The sequence below is a fragment of the Phreatobacter aquaticus genome (assembly GCF_005160265.1).
Classification (GTDB): Bacteria; Pseudomonadota; Alphaproteobacteria; order Rhizobiales; family Phreatobacteraceae; genus Phreatobacter; species Phreatobacter aquaticus.
In genome coordinates this window covers 1,852,034-1,869,375 of the sequence record NZ_CP039865.1, presented here as the reverse complement: position 1 = coordinate 1,869,375, position 17,342 = coordinate 1,852,034, and the positions used below count along the sequence as shown (strand labels likewise).

Here is a 17,342-nt window from a genome sequence, read left to right as displayed (position 1 = left end):
CATAGGGAAGGCGCCGGAACTCGCAGATCTTTTGCTGCGGGCCGAGCGACGTCCACCAGAAACGGGAACACTCATGTTTAACCTCAAGGCAAAAGTGCTCGGCCTCGCTGCCGGCGCCGCGCTGGCAACCGGCCTCCTGGCCGCGCCGGTGAAGGCCCAGGAAACGATCAAGGTCGGTATTCTCCATTCGCTCTCGGGCACCATGGCGATCAGCGAGACCACGCTGAAGGACGTCATGCTCATGCTCATCGACGAGCAGAACAAGCGCGGCGGCCTGCTCGGCAAGAAGCTTGAGGCGGTCGTCGTCGACCCGGCCTCGAACTGGCCGCTGTTTGCCGAAAAGGCCCGCGAGCTGATCACCCGCAACCGCGTCGCCGTGACGTTCGGCTGCTGGACCTCGGTGTCGCGCAAGTCTGTCCTCCCGGTCTTCGAGGAGCTCAACTCGATCCTGTTCTATCCCGTGCAGTACGAGGGTGAGGAATCCTCGCCGAACATCTTCTATACCGGCGCCGCTCCGAACCAGCAGGCGATCCCGGCCGTGGACTACCTCCTCGCCGAAGGCGTCAAGCGCTTCGTCCTCGAAGGCACCGACTACGTCTATCCGCGCACGACCAACAAGATCCTCGAGGCCTACCTGCTCTCCAAGGGCATCAAGCCGGAAGATATCTCGGTCAACTACACGCCCTTCGGCCATTCCGACTGGCAGACCCGCGTCGCCGCCATCAAGCGCTTCGGCTCGACCGGCGTGAAGACCGCGGTGGTCTCGACCGTGAACGGCGATGCCAACGTTCCCTTCTACAAGGAACTCGGCAACCAGGGCGTGAAGGCCACCGACATCCCGGTCGTCGCCTTCTCGGTTGGCGAGGAAGAGCTCGCCGGCATCGACACCAAGCCACTGGTCGGCCATCTCGCTGCCTGGAACTATTTCCAGTCGGTCGACAACCCGGCCAACCGCGACTTCATCGCCCGCTGGCGCGCGTTCAAGAACAACCCCCGCGCGGTCACCAACGATCCGATGGAAGCCCATGTCATCGGCTTCGCCATGTGGGTGAAGGCTGTTGAAGCGGCCGGCACCACCGATCCGGCCAAGGTGCGCGCCGCCATGATCGGTATCGCCGTGCCGAACCTGTCGGGTGGCTATTCCACGATGATGCCGAACCACCACATCACCAAGCCGGTGCTGATCGGTGAAATCCAGGGCAACGGCCAGATCAACACTGTCTGGCAGACGCCCGGCACGGTCGTCGCCCAGGAATGGTCGCCGCATCTGGAAGGTTCGCGCGACCTGATCGCCGATCATCGCTCGCCGATGAACTGCGGCAACTTCAACGTGAAGACCGGCCGCTGCGGCGGCGCCCAGCGATGAGGCTGACGGCCTGACAAGACAATGGAGGCGCGCCGCTGAAACCGGCGCGCCTCTCTCTCGCGGCGAGACCTGCGCTGCCCCCGGCGAGACCGTCCCGGACTCGCGCATTTTCCCGGATGACCGATGCGACGTTTGCTCCTGCTCGCGACCATCCTGATTGCAGCCCTCGGCATCCAGCCAGTCCGGGCCCAGGACAATTCCGCACTGATCCAGCGCTTTGCCACCGAGAATTTCGGCGAGATCGCCAATGCCGTGACGGCGCTTGCCGCCTCCGGTTCGCCGCGCGCCGCCGCCGTGATCGAGGCCTTGCGCGACAGCAACCTCGTCTACCGGCAGGGCGACCGCGTCGTGTTCATCCGGCAGGCCAACGGCTCCTTCGTCGATGCGATCGATGGCTCGCCGGCGACGCCTGAGACGACCCGGCCGGTGCGCCTCAACAACAATGTCCGCCGCGCCATCGAGGCGGCCGTCGGCGCCCTGTCACTGATGCATCCGGATGCCGCCCGCCGCGCCTCCGCCGCCGAGGCCGTGTTCAAGTCGAAGGACGCGACCGCGCTCGCCACCATCACCAAGGCCATCGCGCAAGAGCGCGACCCGCGGATCAAGAGCCTGATGGAAGAGGCCCGCGCCGCCATCCTGGTATTCGATCCGTCCGCGCCCGAGGCCCAGCGTATCGACGCCATCGGCGTGATCCAGCGCCGCGGCGACCAGGATGCGCTTGCCATGCTAGGCTCGCTTCCGGCCGACACCTCCCCGCGCGTCAAGGAGGCCGCCCAGAACGCCATCGTCGCGGTGCGCCGCTCGCTGGTCGTGTGGGAGGCCGCCCAGAACGTCTGGTACGGCATCTCGCTCGGCTCCGTGCTGCTGTTGGCCGCCATCGGCCTTGCCATCACCTTCGGCGTGATGGGCGTCATCAACATGGCCCATGGCGAGATGGTGATGATCGGCGCCTACACGACCTTCGTCGTGCAGCAGGCGATCCGCACCTTCCTGCCGGCCCTGAATGACGCATCGCTGCTGGTCGCCATCCCGCTCGCCTTCCTGGTCTCCGGCGCCATCGGTGTCGCCATCGAGCGCGGCATCATCCGCCACCTCTATGGGCGGCCGCTGGAGACGCTGCTCGCGACCTGGGGCGTCAGCCTCATCCTCCAGCAGGCCGTGCGCTCGTGGTTCGGCCCGACCAACCGCGAGGTCTCCACGCCGTCCTGGATGTCGGGCTCGTTCGAGATCGGCCATCTCGCCATCACGTCCAACCGCCTGGCCATCATCATCTTCACCGGACTGGTCTTTGCCGCCTTGCTGATGGTGCTGAAGCGGACCCCCTTCGGCCTGCAGACCCGCGCAGTGACCCAGAACCGACGCATGGCGGGTGCCATGGGCATCCGCACCAACTGGGTCGATGCCTTCACCTTCGGGCTCGGGTCGGGCATTGCCGGCCTTGCCGGTGTGGCGCTGAGCCAGATCGACAATGTCAGCCCCAATCTTGGCCAGGGCTACATCATCGACAGCTTCATGGTCGTGGTGTTCGGGGGCGTCGGCAATCTCTGGGGCACGCTGGTCGGCGCCATGACGCTCGGCATCGCCAACAAGTTCCTCGAACCCTATGCAGGCGCGGTGCTCGGCAAGATCGTGCTGCTCGTCTTCATCATCCTGTTCATCCAGAAGCGTCCGCGGGGCCTGTTCGCCCTCAAGGGACGGGCGGTGGAATGATGCTCAGCCGTTTCCTGTTCGAAAAGATCGACCGTTCCGGCTGGGTGTTCCTGGTTCTGCTGGCGCTCATCGCCGTGCTCGTGCCGGCCTCCAACCTGCTGCTCACGCCCGGCTCGTTCTTCCACGTGTCGAATACGGCGCTGGGGCTGTGGGGCAAGTACATGACCTATGCCCTGCTGGCGGTCGCCGTCGACCTCGTCTGGGGCTATTGCGGTATCCTGTCGCTCGGGCATGGCGCCTTCTTCGCGCTCGGCGGCTATGCCATGGGCATGTACCTGATGCGGCAGATCGGCCCGCGCGGCGTCTACGCCAATCCGCTCCTGCCCGACTTCATGGTGTTCCTGAACTGGAAGGAACTGCCGCTGACCTGGTGGGGCTTCTCGTCCTTCCCCTATGCCATGCTCATGGTCTGCCTGGTGCCGGGCTTGCTCGCCTTCGTGTTCGGCTGGTTCGCCTTCCGCTCACGCGTCACCGGCGTCTATCTGTCGATCATCACCCAGGCGCTGACCTATGCGCTGCTGCTCGCCTTCTTCCGCAATGACATGGGCTTCGGCGGCAACAATGGCCTGACCGACTTCAAGGACATCCTGGGCTTCAACATCCAGGCGCAGTCGACCCGCGCCGTCCTGTTCTCGCTCTCGGTCATCGCGCTGATGCTCGGCTACCTCACCGCCCGCGCGATCGTCACCTCGAAGGCCGGCAAAATCCTGATCGCCATCCGGGATGCGGAGGCCCGCACCCGGTTCCTCGGCTACCGGGTGGAGAACTACAAGCTGTTCGTCTGGACGGTTTCTGCGATCATGGCGGGGGTGGCGGGTGCGCTCTACGTGCCCCAGGTCGGCATCATCAATCCGAGCGAGTTCTCGCCTGCCAATTCCATCGAGACGATCATCTGGGTGGCGGTCGGCGGCCGCGGCACGCTGGTGGGGGCGGCGCTCGGCGCCGGCATCGTCAACTTCGCCAAGAGCTGGTTCACCGGCGCCTTCCCGCAGGCCTGGCTGTTCGCGCTCGGCGGCCTGTTCGTCTTCGTCACCCTGTTCCTGCCCAAGGGCGTGCTCGGCACCTTCACCGGCTGGTGGACATCGCGGCAGGCCGCACCGACGCCTGCGGCCGAGGCCGCGGCCGAAGCCACGAAGTGAGGGAGGGCACCATGCTGATCGATCCCGTGGATACCCAGCCTCCGGCTTCACCCGTCACGGCGATGACACGGCCCCATGCGGTGACGCAGTCGCTGCTCTATCTGGATGGCGTGTCGAAGACCTTCGACGGCTTCCGGGCCATCAACAACCTGTCGCTGATCATCGCGCCCGGAGAGATGCGGGCGATCATCGGCCCCAACGGCGCCGGCAAGACCACGATGATGGATATCATCACCGGCAAGACCAAGCCGGATACCGGCGACGTCATCTTCAATGGCGACATCGACCTGACCCAGCTCGACGAGACGGCCATCGCCAATCTCGGCATCGGCCGGAAGTTCCAGAAGCCGACCGTGTTCGAGAGCCATACGGTGGAAGACAATGTGCTGATGGCGGTGAAAGCCGACCGCTCCGTCTTCGGCACGCTGTTCTCGCTGCATTCGGCCCCGATCATGGCCCGTGTCGACGAGATCCTCGGCATCGTACGGCTCGGCGATCACCGGGCCCGGCTCGCCGGCGATCTCTCCCACGGTCAGAAGCAATGGCTGGAGATCGGCATGCTGCTCGCCCAGGATCCGAAGCTCCTGCTGGTCGACGAGCCGGCCGCCGGCATGACCGATGCGGAGACCGCCGCCACCGCCGACCTGCTCAAGGACATCGCGAAGACGCATTCCGTCGTCGTCGTCGAGCACGACATGGGCTTCATCCGCGACCTCGGCGTGAAGGTTACCTGCCTGCATGAAGGTTCGGTTCTGGCCGAGGGCACGCTCGATCAGGTCAGTTCCGACGACCGCGTCGTCGAAGTCTATCTGGGGCGGTGATCTATGCTTGAGGTGAAGAACGTCGATCTCCACTACGGCGCGGCGCAAGCGCTGCGCGACGTGTCGCTGGAGGTCGTGCCGGGCGCCGTCACCTGCGTGCTCGGCCGCAACGGCGTCGGCAAGACCTCGCTGATGCGTGCGATCATCGGCCATCAGCCGATCTCGGGCGGCGAGATCCTGTGGGAGGGGCGCGATATCACGCGGATGCCGCCCTTCGAGCGCGCCCGCCGCGGCATTGCCTATGTGCCGCAGGGCCGCGAGATCTTCCCGCTGCTGACGGTGAAGGAGAACCTGGAGACGGGCTTTGCACCGCTCCGCCGCTCCGACCGCTCGATCCCCGACGACATCTTCTCGCTGTTTCCGGTTCTCAAGGACATGCTCGGCCGGCGCGGCGGCGATCTGTCCGGCGGCCAGCAGCAGCAGCTCGCCATCGGACGCGCGCTCGTGACGCGGCCAAGGCTGCTGGTGCTGGATGAACCCACCGAAGGCATTCAGCCATCGATCATCAAGGATATCGGCCGGGCCATCCTCTATCTGCGGGGCAAGGGCGACATCGCCATCCTGCTGGTCGAGCAATATCTCGACTTCGCCCATGAACTCGGCGACCGCTTCGCCGTGATGGAGCGCGGACGCGTCGTGCTGTCCGGCCCGAAGCAGGACGTGACCAAGGAAGCGCTCGGCCAGTCGATGGCGCTCTGACAGCTCTTCCCGCGTCCTCTGACGTCCGATCGCTCACGGCCACGGAACGGCTTCGCGCCATGCGGCCGGATGGTCTATCCTCGGGGCGAACCGGAGATTGCATCGCATGGCCCAAGGCCCCTATTCCCGCGGCGTCGTCGCAGCCCCCCATCACGCCGCCGCCGAGGCCGGGCGCCAGATCCTTGCCGAGGGCGGCAATGCCATCGAGGCGATGATCGCGGCGGCAGCGACGATCGCGGCGGTCTATCCCCACATGACCCATGTCGGCGGCGACGGCTTCTGGCTGATCCGCCAGCCGAACGGCAAGGTGCACGGCATCGAGGCCTGCGGCTTTGCCGGCAGCCAGGCCACCATGCGGCACTATTGGGACCGGGGTCTCTACGAGATCCCGACACGCGGACCGCTGGCAGCCCTGACAGTTCCCGGCGCGATCGGCGGCTGGCGTCTCGCCAATGCCATGGCCAAGGGTGCCGGTGGCAACCTGCCGCGCCATGTGCTGCTGGAACCGGCAATCCGGGCGGCGCGCAACGGCTACGCGGTCTCGGCCTCGCAGGAGCGGCTGACGATCGACAAGCTGTTCGAGCTGAAGGATTGCCCGGGATTCGCCGACACGTTCCTGGTCGACGGCAAGGCGCCGGCGGCCGGCACGATGATGAAGCAGACGGCGCTTGCAGCCTCGCTCGACCATCTGGCCCGCACGGGGTTCAACGATGCCTATCGCGGCGATATTGGCCGCGAACTTGCCAAAGACCTGGAGGCGATCGGCTCGCCGGTGACGCGCGACGACCTGCAGGCCTATTATGCGGTGGAGCGCGAGCCACTCCAGCTCACCCATTCGCTCGGCCAGGTGTTCAACATGCCGCCGCCGACGCAGGGGCTGGCGTCCCTGATGATCCTCGGCATCGTCGATCGGCTGGAGCAGATGCATGGGCCGGTGAAGCCCGAGAGCCTCGCCTTCGTCCACCGCCTGGTGGAGGCCACCAAGCGCGCCTTCATGATCCGCGACCGGTTCGTCACCGATTTCGACCATCTGGCAGGGCATCCGCAGGGCTATCTGGCAGCCGATGTGCTCGACCGCGAGGCGCGAGCCGTCAGCATGGACCAGGCCTTGCCCTGGCCGCAGCGCGCTCAACCCGGCGACACGATCTGGATGGGCGCAGCTGATTCCGAGGGACGCGTCGTCTCCTATATCCAGTCGATCTATTGGGAATTCGGTTCGGGCTGTGTCTCGCCGTCGACCGGCTTCCTGATGCAGAACCGCGGCTCCAGCTTCGCGCTGGACGAGAAGGCGCTGAACCCGCTGCAGCCGGGCCGCCGGCCGTTCCACACGCTCAATCCGGCGCTGGCCGCGCTCAAGGACGGCCGCGTGTTCGCCTATGGCACGATGGGCGGCGAGGGCCAGCCGCAGACCCAGGCCATGGTGTTCGAGCGCCACGTCCGCCACGGCGTGCCGCTGGAGGAGGCGCTCGACCGGCCCCGCTGGCTTCTCGGCCGCACCTGGGGCTCTTCCGTCACCGGGCTTCGGCTGGAGGGCCGCTTCGAGCAGAGCCTGGTCTCGGCGCTGGAGCGCATGGGCCATCAGGCAGAGCTGATCCCCGAGGCCTATTCGGACACGATGGGCCATGCCGGCGGCGTCACGTGGCACACGGACCAGACCCTGTCGGGCGCCCATGACCCGCGCGCCGACGGCGGAGCTGCCGGCCTCTGACCCTTGCGCTGTTGACTGTCGCGCGCGTTCCGCGAAGCGCGTAAGGTCGCTGCCTGCTTCGCGAGACACCATGGATTCGACTCTTTCCCCGCTGCCGGCCCCGAGACGGATCGCCGACCATTCGCCGCTGGCCGATCGCGCCGACCTTGCCCGCGAGCTTGCCGCTATCAAGGTCAAGGCGGGGAACACCCGCGACGCCCGATCCGAAGTCGTCCAGATCCTCAAGCGACGCCTGACGGAAGCCCGCAAGCTCGCCGAGCAGCGGCTGATCGCCGATTCCGACGGACGGTCCTGCGCGGAATCGCTGTCACTGTTCCAGGATGACGTGATCCGCGTCGTCTATGACTGGATCGTCAAGGCGCTCTATCCCTCCGACAACCCCTCGTCCGGCGAGCACATGACCGTGGTCGCGACCGGCGGCTATGGCCGGGGCATGCTGGCGCCGGGCTCCGACATCGATCTCCTGTTCCTCCTGCCCTACAAGCAGACGGCCTGGGGCGAGAGCGTCGCCGAGGCGATCCTCTACTGCCTATGGGACATGGGGCTGAAGGTCGGCCACGCCACCCGCTCGGTGGACGAGTGCATCCGACAGGCGCGCGCCGACCAGACGATCCGCACGGCTTTGCTGGAATCCCGCTACATTCTCGGCGACACCAAGCTGTTCAAGGAGCTGGAGCGGCGCTTCGACGCCGAAGTCGTGCAGGGAACGGTCGCGGATTTCGTCGCCGCCAAGCTCGCCGAGCGCGACGAGCGCCACCGCAAGACCGGCCAATCGCGCTATCTGGTCGAGCCCAACGTCAAGGATGGCAAGGGCGGTCTCCGCGACCTGCACACGCTGTTCTGGATCGCCCGCTATGCCTACCGGGTGAAGACCGACGAGGAGCTCGCCAAGAAGGGCGTGTTCACGCGCCGCGAGGCGCAGATGTTCCGCCGCTGCGAGAAGTTCCTCTGGACGGTGCGCTGCCACCTTCACTTCCTCACCGGACGTGCCGAGGAGCGCCTGTCCTTCGACCTCCAGCGCGAACTCGCGCCCCGCCTCGGCTATCGCGGCCATAACGGCCTGGTCGATGTCGAGCGGTTCATGAAGCACTATTTCCTGACCGCCAAGGATGTCGGCGACCTCACCGCCATCCTCTGCGCAGAGCTGGAGGAGCGGCACGAGAAGCCCGCCCCCGTTCTCGACCGCTTCATCGCCAGGCTCAGGCCGAAGTCGCGCCGCGGCTTCAAGGAAAGCACCGATTTCCAGATCGACCATGACCGGATCACGGTCTCTGACGATCAGGCCTTCGCGCGCGATCCGGTCAATCTCATCCGCATCTTCGCGCTCGCCGACCGCTACAATCTGGCGCTGCATCCAGACGCCATGCGCCTCTTGACCCGCTCGCTGAAGCTCGTCGACGACAAGCTGCGCAACGATGCCACCGCCAACGAACTGTTCGTCGCCATCGTCACCTCGGCCAACACGCCGGAAGTGGTGCTGCGGCGGATGAACGAAGCGGGCCTGCTCGGCCGTTTCGTGCCGGAATTCGGCCGCGTCGTCGCGATGATGCAGTTCAACATGTACCACCACTACACGGTGGACGAGCATCTGCTGCGCTGCATCGGCACGCTTCAGCAGATCGAGCGCGGCGGCGATCCGAGCCTGGGGCTTGCGGCCGAGCTCATCCAGACGGTGCAACCGCGCAACCGCGACCTGCTCTACATCACGCTGTTCCTGCACGACATTGCCAAGGGCCGCCCCGAGGACCATTCGGTGGCGGGCGCCAAGATCGCGCGCAAGCTCGGCCCCCGCTTCGGGCTGACCAAGGCGGAGACGGAAACCGTCGCCTGGCTGGTCGAGGAGCACCTGGTCATGTCGACCATCGCGCAGTCGCGTGACCTCAGCGAGCGCAAGACCATCGAGACCTTCGCGGGCGTCGTGCAGTCGCTCGAGCGCATGAAGCTGCTCCTGATCCTCACCACCGCCGACATCATCGCGGTCGGCCCCGGCGTCTGGAACGGCTGGAAGAGCCAGCTCCTGCGCACGCTCTATTACGAGACGGAGCCGGTGGTCACCGGCGGCTTCTCCGAGGTCAACCGCTCCAGGCGCGTTGAAATCGCGCAGGAACAGTTCCGCAAGGCCGCTGCAGAGGGATTGTCGGACCTCCCAGGCCCTGCACTGGAGAGCTATATCGGCCGTCACTACGCGGCCTACTGGCTCAAGGTCGACCTCGCGACCAAGATCGAACATGCCCGCTTCCTGATGGAGACCGAGGCTGCCGGGCGCTCGCTGGCGAGCCGCGTCGATCTCGTCCCCGGCCAGGGCGTGACGCATCTGACGGTGCTGGCACCGGATCATCCGCGCCTGCTATCGATCATTGCGGGGGCCTGCGCGGCCGCCGGCGCCAATATCGTCGGCGCGCAAATCTACACGACGACCGACGGGCTCGCCCTCGACACGATCTCGATCACCCGCGGCTTCGACCGCGACGATGACGAGGAGCGGCGCGCCAAGCGCATCGCAGACGGCATCGAGAAGGCGCTGCGCGGTGAGATCAAGGTCGGGGAAGCGGTGGCCGCGGTCGCCCGCAAGGCCGGATCGCGCCAGCGGTCCCGGACCTTCCGCATTCCGACCGAGGTGGCGATCAACAACACCTGGTCGAACCGCTACACGGTGATCGAGGTCTCCGGCCTCGACCGTCCCGGCCTTCTGCACGATCTGACCGCCGCGCTGTCGCGCCACAGTCTCAACATCGCCTCGGCCTATGTCGCCACCTTCGGCGAGAAGGCCGTCGACGTGTTCTACGTGACCGACCTGATGGGCGCGAAGATTCAGACCGCGCAAAGGCAGGCGGCGATCCGAAAGGTGCTGATCAGCGTGCTCGAGGACGATCGCTGAGCCGGCACACAGTAAACGGTCATTTACCCTGACGGAGGATCGGGCGGCGCCGCCTGATAGCCTTAACGGCCCCTTCATTGCGCCTTGTTTACCTCGCCTTGACCCCTCATTGGGTGGTTCAAGAGAATTTGGCGGCTCAACAGGGCGATGGCACGGGGCAAGCGCGGCGACGGCGGACGGATCGAACCGAGCTTTGGCACGGGCCGCGGTGGCATGGACCTGCGCGCCATGCCCGAGGATCGGCCGTCGGTGCGCGTCGCAACGCCCCAGAAGACCCGCGCCCGCCGTCCCGAGCCCGACGAGATCCAGGAGCCGCCGCGCGACAAGGGCCGCAAGGCCAAGGCCCGTCCGGCGTCCCGCGAGGAGCGTGGTCAGCGTCGCAAACGCCGCCGCGGCATCCTTGGTACTCTCGTGGTCTGGGGCCTGACAGCCTCTGTCTGGGCCCTGATCATCATGGGCGGCGTGGTCGCCTGGTATGCCGCTCGCCTGCCGCCGACCCACACACTGGAAGTGCCGCCCCGGCCGCCGAACATAGCGATCGTCTCGGCGGAGGGCTCCGAACTTGCCAATCGGGGCGACACGGGCGGCGCGGCCGTCCAGTTGCGCAGCTTGCCAAGACACGTGCCGCAGGCCCTGATCTCCATCGAGGATCGGCGCTTCTATTCGCATTTTGGGATCGACGTGGTGGGTCTTGCCCGCGCCGTCGTCACCAACATCACCAATCGCGGCGTCTCGCAGGGCGGCTCGACGCTGACCCAGCAGCTCGCCAAGAACCTGTTCCTGACGCCCGACCGCACCATGGGCCGCAAGATCCAGGAGGCGCTGCTCGCGCTCTGGCTGGAGAGCAACTACTCCAAGGACCAGATCCTCGAACTCTATCTGAACCGCGTCTATTTCGGCGCCGGCGCCTATGGCATCGAGGCCGCGGCGCGGCGCTATTACGACAAGCCGGCAACCGCCCTGACGGTCCAGGAAGCGGCCACCATTGCCGGCCTGGTCAAGGCGCCGTCGCGGCTGGCCCCCACCCGCAATCCCGAAGCCGCGGAGGCGCGCTCGCAACTGGTGCTCGCCGCCATGGCCGAGCAGGGCTATATCACCGAGACCGTCGCCAAGAGCGCCATCGCCAATCCCGCGCGGACCAACCGGACGGCCGCCAGCGGATCGATCAACTATGTCGCCGACTGGATCATGGACCTGATCGACGACTATGTCGGCAAGGTCGAGACAGATCTGGTGGTCGAGACGACGATCGTCGCCCCCCTCCAGCAGGCAGCGGAGACGGCCCTGAACGAGACCCTGGCGCGCAGCGGCACCCGGTTCGACGTCCGTCAGGGCGCTGTCGTGACCCTTGGCGCCGATGGCGCTGTGAGAGCCCTCGTCGGTGGCCGTGACTACCAGCAAAGCCAGTTCAACCGCGCGACGGCCGCGAGGCGCCAGCCGGGCTCGTCATTCAAGGCCTTCGTCTATCTGGCGGCGCTGGAGCGCGGCCTGACGCCTGACACGATCCGCACAGATGCGCCCGTGCAGATCGCGGGATGGCGGCCCGAGAACTATACCCGCGACTATCGCGGCGAAGTCACGCTGACCACGTCGCTCGCCGCATCGCTCAACACGGTTGCCGTCAGGCTCGGCACCGAGGTCGGCCCGCGCAGCGTGGTGCGCGTGGCGCAGCGTCTCGGCATTGGTTCCAGGCTGGAGGCCAATCCGTCGATCGCGCTCGGAACGTCGGAGGTCAATCTCCTGGAACTGACCGGTGCCTATACGCCCTTCGCCAATGGCGGCATCGGCGTGATGCCCCATGTCATCACCCGCATCCGCACCACCAATGGCCGCACCCTGTTCGAGCGGCGGCCGATGAATGCGGGTCAGGTGGTGGAAGCGCGTCATGTCGGCATGATGAATGCCATGATGCACGAGACAGTCGCCTCGGGCACGGCGCGCACCGTCAGGCTCGCCGGATGGACCACGGCCGGCAAGACCGGCACAAGCCAGGATTTCCGCGATGCCTGGTTCGTCGGCTATACCGGCCGCTATGTCACCGGTGTCTGGCTAGGCAATGATGACGGCCAGCCAACCAAGCGGCTGACCGGCGGCGGACTGCCTGTCGAGATCTGGAACCGGGTGATGGCGGAAGCCCATCGCGGCCAGCAGGTGGTCGACCTTCCCGGCAACTGGCGCCAGTTCAATGCGCCCTCGCGCATTCTCCCGGGTGATGCCCTGGACCAGCCCATGGTGCTCTCGCGTGTCGATGCGCCGGCCGCCCGGCGCGCTGGCGGCCGTCCCGCCGAACCCGACAATCGCGGCGATGTCATCCGCCCGCCCGCCGGCAATGGCTTCCTGGACCGCCTGTTCCGCTAGAACCTGACGGTCGCACCCTTGGCACGGAACGCCACGCCCCCCACATGCGTTGCGCCGGCATGCCGCTGGGCAAGAGGGGGTTTTCGACCATGCGCAGGGCGCTTCGCTGGGCAACATTGCTGGGGCTGGTGGCCTGGACCCTGATCGCCTGGCTCGCCCATGGCTTGGTCGATCTGTTCGGCTCCGGCGCGGCGAGCGTCGGCGCAGTACCGGGCTTCGCCCCCGAGCCCTACACGTTCGCCTGGATCGCCAGCCAGTTGCGCGGCGCCGGCTTGTCGGCTGTCTTCGCCGTCTGGGTGATCGGTGCCGGCTGGATCCTCGGATTGTCGCTGCTGGCGCATCTGATCATGCGCAAGCTCAATCCCGCCCTGCCCCGTCTGCAGAGCTGGGGCTCCTCGATCTCGTCGGGACCTGCCCAGGTGCAGCGCAGCCGCGGAGCTCTGGCGCGGCTGCTCGGCCGCTAGACTATTCGGCGTCCGGCTGCGCTTCGGGCCGCGCATCGGCAAAGGCCTTGAGCTTGAGGCAGGCCTCCGTCACCGCCATGATCTTCGGGAAGTCGTCGACCGGAACCTTGAACCGCCAGGCATTGAACACCTGCGGCACGACGCAGAGATCGGCAAGCGTCACCGCCGCGCCGAAGGCATAGGGGCCGGGCTCGATCAGTTGCTCGACGGCGGCCAGCCCGTCGCGCAGGAAATGGGCGTACCAGCGGTCGACCACGTCCTGCGGCGCGCCGACAGCCGACTTCAGATAGGCGATCGTGCCGGAATTGTTCACCGGATGGATGTCGCAGGCGACGATCTGGGCGACAGCCCGGATGCGGGCCCGCAGGATCGGATCCTTCGGCAGCAGCGGCGGCTCGGGGACCGTCTCGTCGAGATAATCGATGATCGCCAGCGACTGGGTCAGCACGGTCGGCCCGCCGGGCGCGGCGATCTCCAGGCTCGGCACCCGGCCCTGCGGATTGATCGCGCGGTAGCTCGGCTTCTTCTGCTCGCCGCCGTCGCGCACCAGGTGGATGGGCACCGGCTCGTAGGGAATGCCCTTCAGATGCAGGGCGATACGCACGCGGAAGGCGGCGGTGGACCGGAAGTAGGTGTAGAGTTTCATGGCCGTTTGCTCCCCGATCAGGAGACTAGGCGGAGAGCGCCAGCCGCGCCATGCCCTCAAGCGTCGGATGTATCGTCGAGTGGCGCACCCATCAGCCTGAGGCCCCGCTCGGTCAGGGCTGTGACCAGCCGGTCGAGCACCGCGCGTTCGCCGGCGTTGAGGCCCTCTGTCAGCGCCTCGGCATAGGCCTTCGCCACCGGCACGAGGTCGTCATAGATGGCGCGGCCCGCCGGGGAGAGCGTCAGGAAGGCGGCCCGCAGATCCTGTTCGTTGGCGCGTCTCTCCAGAAGATCGCGCTCGGACAGGGCCGCAACGGCGCGGGACACCTTGGTCTTGTGCATGCGGCTATGGGCGCCGATCACCTTGGCGGTCAGCGTGCCGAATTGACCGAGCGTCGCCATGACGCGCCATTCCGGGATGCCGATGCCATAGCGCTCGGCATAGACGCTGGAGAGGCCCTGGCTGACGACGGAGGCCAGCACATTCAGCCGATAGGGCAGGAATGTCTCAAGTTCGAGCCGGCCATGGGAGCGGGGAGACATCAGGGGTTTCCGGAGCGACAAGCGGTTCGCGCGCAGCCTAGGACCCCTGCCGCCGCACCGCAACGCGCGGGTCCCGCAGCCGGAGGTGTCGTGGAACATGCCGGACACTTCAAGCTCCGGCGCAGGAGCCTCTGCTCCGCCTCTCTCCATTGGAAGAGACCAAGGCTCTGGCAATGACCCGCCGGACACGCTCATATAGGTCCCCGGCCGAACCCGACCGGACAAGCATGATACCAGATACGGGGGGCCGGCTCCATGAAACTCGCTTCGCTCAAGCACGGCCGCGACGGCCGCCTGGTCGTCGTCTCGCGCGACCTCACCCGCGCTACCGACGCCTTCCCGATCGTTGCCACCCTGCAGGGCGCCCTTGATGACTGGGCGCACTATGCTCCCCGACTGGAAGCGCTTGCCGAGCAGCTGGAGCACGGCTCCGTGCCGTCGTTCCGCTTCCACGAGCATGATTGCGCCAGCCCCCTGCCGCGCGCCTATCAATGGGCCGATGGCTCGGCCTATGTGAACCACGTGGCCCTGGTCCGCCAGGCTCGCGGCGCCGAGATGCCGCAGTCGTTCTGGACCGATCCGCTGATGTACCAGGGCGGCTCCGACAGTTTCCTCGGGCCCCGTGATCCGATCACCCTGCCGGACGAGGCTCATGGCATCGACTTCGAGGGCGAGATCGCGGTTGTCACCGACGACGTGCCGATGGGCGTGACTCCGGACGAAGCCCGTGGCCTGATCCGCCTCGTCATGCTGACCAATGATGTCAGCCTCCGGAACCTCATTCCCGGTGAGCTCGGCAAGGGCTTCGGCTTCTTCCAGTCGAAGCCGGCCTCCGCCTTCTCACCCGTCGCGGTGACGCCCGACGAACTGGGCGATGCCTGGGCCGGTGGCAAGCTCAGCCGGCCACTGCTCGCCTTCCTCAACGGCCAGCCCTTCGGCAAGCCCAATGCCGGCACCGACATGACCTTCGACTTCGGCACGCTGATCGCGCATGCCGCCCGCACCCGGACCCTGGCGGCCGGCACGATTGTCGGCTCGGGCACCGTGTCCAACCGCGATGCTGACGGCGGCCCCGGCCTGCCGATCACCGAGGACGGCCTCGGCTATGTCTGCATCGCGGAACAGCGCACGGTCGAGACCATCCGCGAGGGCCAGCCGAAGACGCCCTTCATGATGTTCGGCGACACGATTCGGCTGGAGATGAAGGACGCCAAGGGGCACTCGATCTTCGGCGCCATCGACCAGATCGTCAGGAAGCACCATCCGTAAGGAGGGCTGACCGGGCAGCTTCTGGCGTCGCCGGGGTCCTGGACGGCGGCCTCAGCCGGCACGACCTTCACCTCGCCCCGTTGGGGAGAGGTGAAGAGGGGCGCCCGGTCATGACGACGGATGGGTTCTGGATGTCGCCTCGCTGGGAGAGTGAGGCTGTCGCGCAGGTCTTCCGACCACGCCGCAAGCGGTCTACCGCCCCGCGCGATCCCACAGGAAACGCGTCACCTGCACGAAGGCGGTGGAGCGCAGGCCCGGATCCTTCATGGCGGCGGCGATCTTGGTCATGACCACGGGATCGGCGGTGGCGACCGCAACATCCAGGATGATCGCCCATTCGTCGTCGGCGGGCTCCTCGCCCTTGTTACCGGCGGCGATCTGGTTCATCCGCGCTGTCAGGCGCTCGACCTTGGCCATGTATTCGCGGGCGCCGGGCGAGGTGATGCGGGCAGCCAGCGCGTCAACGACCGGCTTCGGGCCCCGGCCGACAATGGACCGCCAGAGCGTCTCGAAGACCACTCCGATGCGCTCCTGGTCGAAGGTGACCCGGTTGATCTCGTCGAGCCGGCCTGCGCTGACGAACAACTCGCGCGCCTCGTCGACGGCGCCGCGTGCCACCAGCATCTCGATTGCGGTGTCGGTGATGGCACCGCCGGAAGGGCCGGTCGCGGCGGCAGCCGCCGCCACGGCGCGCAGCCGCTCAACCGGCAGGTTGCGCATCGGGCCGATATCCTCGTCGACCGAGACAGTATCGCCGTCCGGCAGCTTGAGGGCCGGCGCCAGCACGCCCAGCCATTCGGCACGGCCCTCGCGCATCAGGATGCGCAGCAGCTTGGAGGCAGATTCGGCGTCTGCCGAGGTGTTGAACGGCGGGCGCGCGGCGATGCCGGCCTTGAAGCTCTCGAGATTGTTGGCGGCGATAGCGCCGCGCAGATAGGCGTCCCAGGGGTCGCGGCGCGCCGTCTCGGCATCGTCGAAGGGGGCGGTCTGATTGGCGCGGGCGCCCTTGGCCCATTCGTCGATCGAGCGGGCAATGGCCGGATCGCCGCGGGCGCCAGCCTGGAGCGCCTGCGCCATGCGGCGCGAGAACCGGTCGCGAACGGCGGCTGCCACGGCATCGGCATCAGCGGGTGCACGGGCGAGCGCGATTTCCAGCACCTCGATGCGCAGGTCGTCGCGGCTGTCGCTTTCCACCAGACGCTCGATGCGCGGCAGCACGTCGCGCACGCGGCCGGCTCGGGCCTCGTCGAGGATCAGCACCGAAGGCTCGGCCATGGCGTCGGGGGTTGCGCGGTCGAGGCCGAGTTCGCGATAGGCACCGGCGAAATCGCCCTTGCGGGCAAGATGCTCGGCCCGAACCGGGATGATGCGCTCCTTGATGCCGTCGACGGTTGCGACCTGCGCCCAGGCCTCGTAACGGGCCATCCAGCGGTCGCGCTCGGCAAGGTTCGGATCGGTCGACAGGAAGGCCTCGAAGGCGGCCGTTGCCGCCCAGCCTTCGCTTTCCTCACGGGCAGCGGCGAGCGCCAGTTCGGCAGTGCAGGCGGGCTTCGGCTCGGCGATGCAGGCGGGGGCATCGGCCGTGACATCGAAGCGATGCACCGGCGCCTGCGCGATCGCTGGCCAGGACAGGCCGAGGGTGACAGAAGCAGCAGCCGTCAGCAGGGCGGTGCGCAAAGCACGATTCATGTCAGGCCTCGGAGGTCGGTCTCAGGCTCGGTGGTCGCGGGGTACAAGACTGG

The 17,342-nt window shown here is 67.1% G+C and carries 13 protein-coding genes; 10 read left to right on the top strand and 3 right to left on the bottom strand.

What is annotated here, in order from left to right:
• Positions 1-73 precede the first annotated feature (73 nt).
• The 9 genes from urtA to E8L99_RS08675 all read left to right on the top strand — a co-directional run bounded on the left by urtA (position 74) and on the right by E8L99_RS08675 (position 13,143).
• Positions 74-1,366: an urea ABC transporter substrate-binding protein gene (gene urtA / locus E8L99_RS08715; RefSeq protein ID WP_137099171.1), complete on the top strand. Its 1,293-nt coding sequence runs from the start codon at positions 74-76 to the stop codon at positions 1,364-1,366.
• A 123-nt stretch (positions 1,367-1,489) separates the two neighbouring features.
• The gene (urtB, locus tag E8L99_RS08710; RefSeq protein ID WP_137099170.1) at positions 1,490-3,076 is read left to right on the top strand and encodes an urea ABC transporter permease subunit UrtB; all 1,587 of its coding nucleotides are present in this window, start codon (positions 1,490-1,492) and stop codon (positions 3,074-3,076) included.
• Positions 3,076-4,215, top strand: a complete 1,140-nt coding sequence (gene urtC / locus E8L99_RS08705; RefSeq protein ID WP_137102029.1) for an urea ABC transporter permease subunit UrtC — start codon at positions 3,076-3,078, stop codon at positions 4,213-4,215. The genes urtB and urtC overlap by 1 nt, the downstream gene beginning before the upstream one ends.
• A 62-nt stretch (positions 4,216-4,277) precedes the next feature.
• Positions 4,278-5,036 carry an urea ABC transporter ATP-binding protein UrtD gene (gene urtD / locus E8L99_RS08700; RefSeq protein WP_137102028.1) on the top strand — a complete coding sequence of 253 codons (759 nt, stop codon included), beginning with the start codon at positions 4,278-4,280 and terminating at the stop codon, positions 5,034-5,036.
• Positions 5,037-5,039: 3 nt separating this feature from the next.
• Positions 5,040-5,735, top strand: coding sequence for an urea ABC transporter ATP-binding subunit UrtE (gene urtE / locus E8L99_RS08695; protein WP_137099169.1), 696 nt, complete (start codon positions 5,040-5,042; stop codon positions 5,733-5,735).
• A gap of 106 nt (positions 5,736-5,841) precedes the next feature.
• Complete coding sequence (locus E8L99_RS08690) at positions 5,842-7,443, top strand: gamma-glutamyltransferase family protein (RefSeq protein WP_137099168.1); 1,602 nt, start codon at positions 5,842-5,844, stop codon at positions 7,441-7,443.
• Between the two features lie 70 nt (positions 7,444-7,513).
• Positions 7,514-10,321 carry a [protein-PII] uridylyltransferase gene (locus E8L99_RS08685; RefSeq protein ID WP_137099167.1) on the top strand — a complete coding sequence of 936 codons (2,808 nt, stop codon included), beginning with the start codon at positions 7,514-7,516 and terminating at the stop codon, positions 10,319-10,321.
• A 147-nt stretch (positions 10,322-10,468) separates the two neighbouring features.
• Positions 10,469-12,679 (top strand): transglycosylase domain-containing protein, encoded by a 2,211-nt coding sequence (locus E8L99_RS08680; protein WP_137099166.1) that lies wholly within the window; start codon positions 10,469-10,471, stop codon positions 12,677-12,679.
• 89 nt (positions 12,680-12,768) lie between these two features.
• Positions 12,769-13,143, top strand: coding sequence for a hypothetical protein (locus tag E8L99_RS08675; protein ID WP_137099165.1), 375 nt, complete (start codon positions 12,769-12,771; stop codon positions 13,141-13,143).
• A 1-nt stretch (position 13,144) separates the two neighbouring features.
• Here E8L99_RS08675 and maiA read toward each other — a convergent pair whose 3' ends face one another.
• Positions 13,145-13,789 carry a maleylacetoacetate isomerase gene (gene maiA / locus E8L99_RS08670; RefSeq protein WP_137099164.1) on the bottom strand — a complete coding sequence of 215 codons (645 nt, stop codon included), beginning with the start codon at positions 13,787-13,789 and terminating at the stop codon, positions 13,145-13,147.
• 56 nt (positions 13,790-13,845) lie between these two features.
• Entirely contained in the window at positions 13,846-14,331 is a 486-nt protein-coding gene (locus E8L99_RS08665; protein ID WP_137099163.1) for a MarR family winged helix-turn-helix transcriptional regulator, read from the bottom strand.
• 255 nt (positions 14,332-14,586) lie between these two features.
• On the opposite strand from E8L99_RS08665, the gene E8L99_RS08660 reads away from it, so the two are divergent.
• Positions 14,587-15,600 carry a fumarylacetoacetate hydrolase family protein gene (locus E8L99_RS08660; RefSeq protein ID WP_137099162.1) on the top strand — a complete coding sequence of 338 codons (1,014 nt, stop codon included), beginning with the start codon at positions 14,587-14,589 and terminating at the stop codon, positions 15,598-15,600.
• A gap of 192 nt (positions 15,601-15,792) precedes the next feature.
• On the opposite strand, the gene E8L99_RS08655 is transcribed toward E8L99_RS08660, so the two are convergent.
• Positions 15,793-17,289 (bottom strand): hypothetical protein, encoded by a 1,497-nt coding sequence (locus tag E8L99_RS08655; RefSeq protein ID WP_137099161.1) that lies wholly within the window; start codon positions 17,287-17,289, stop codon positions 15,793-15,795.
• Positions 17,290-17,342 lie beyond the last annotated feature (53 nt).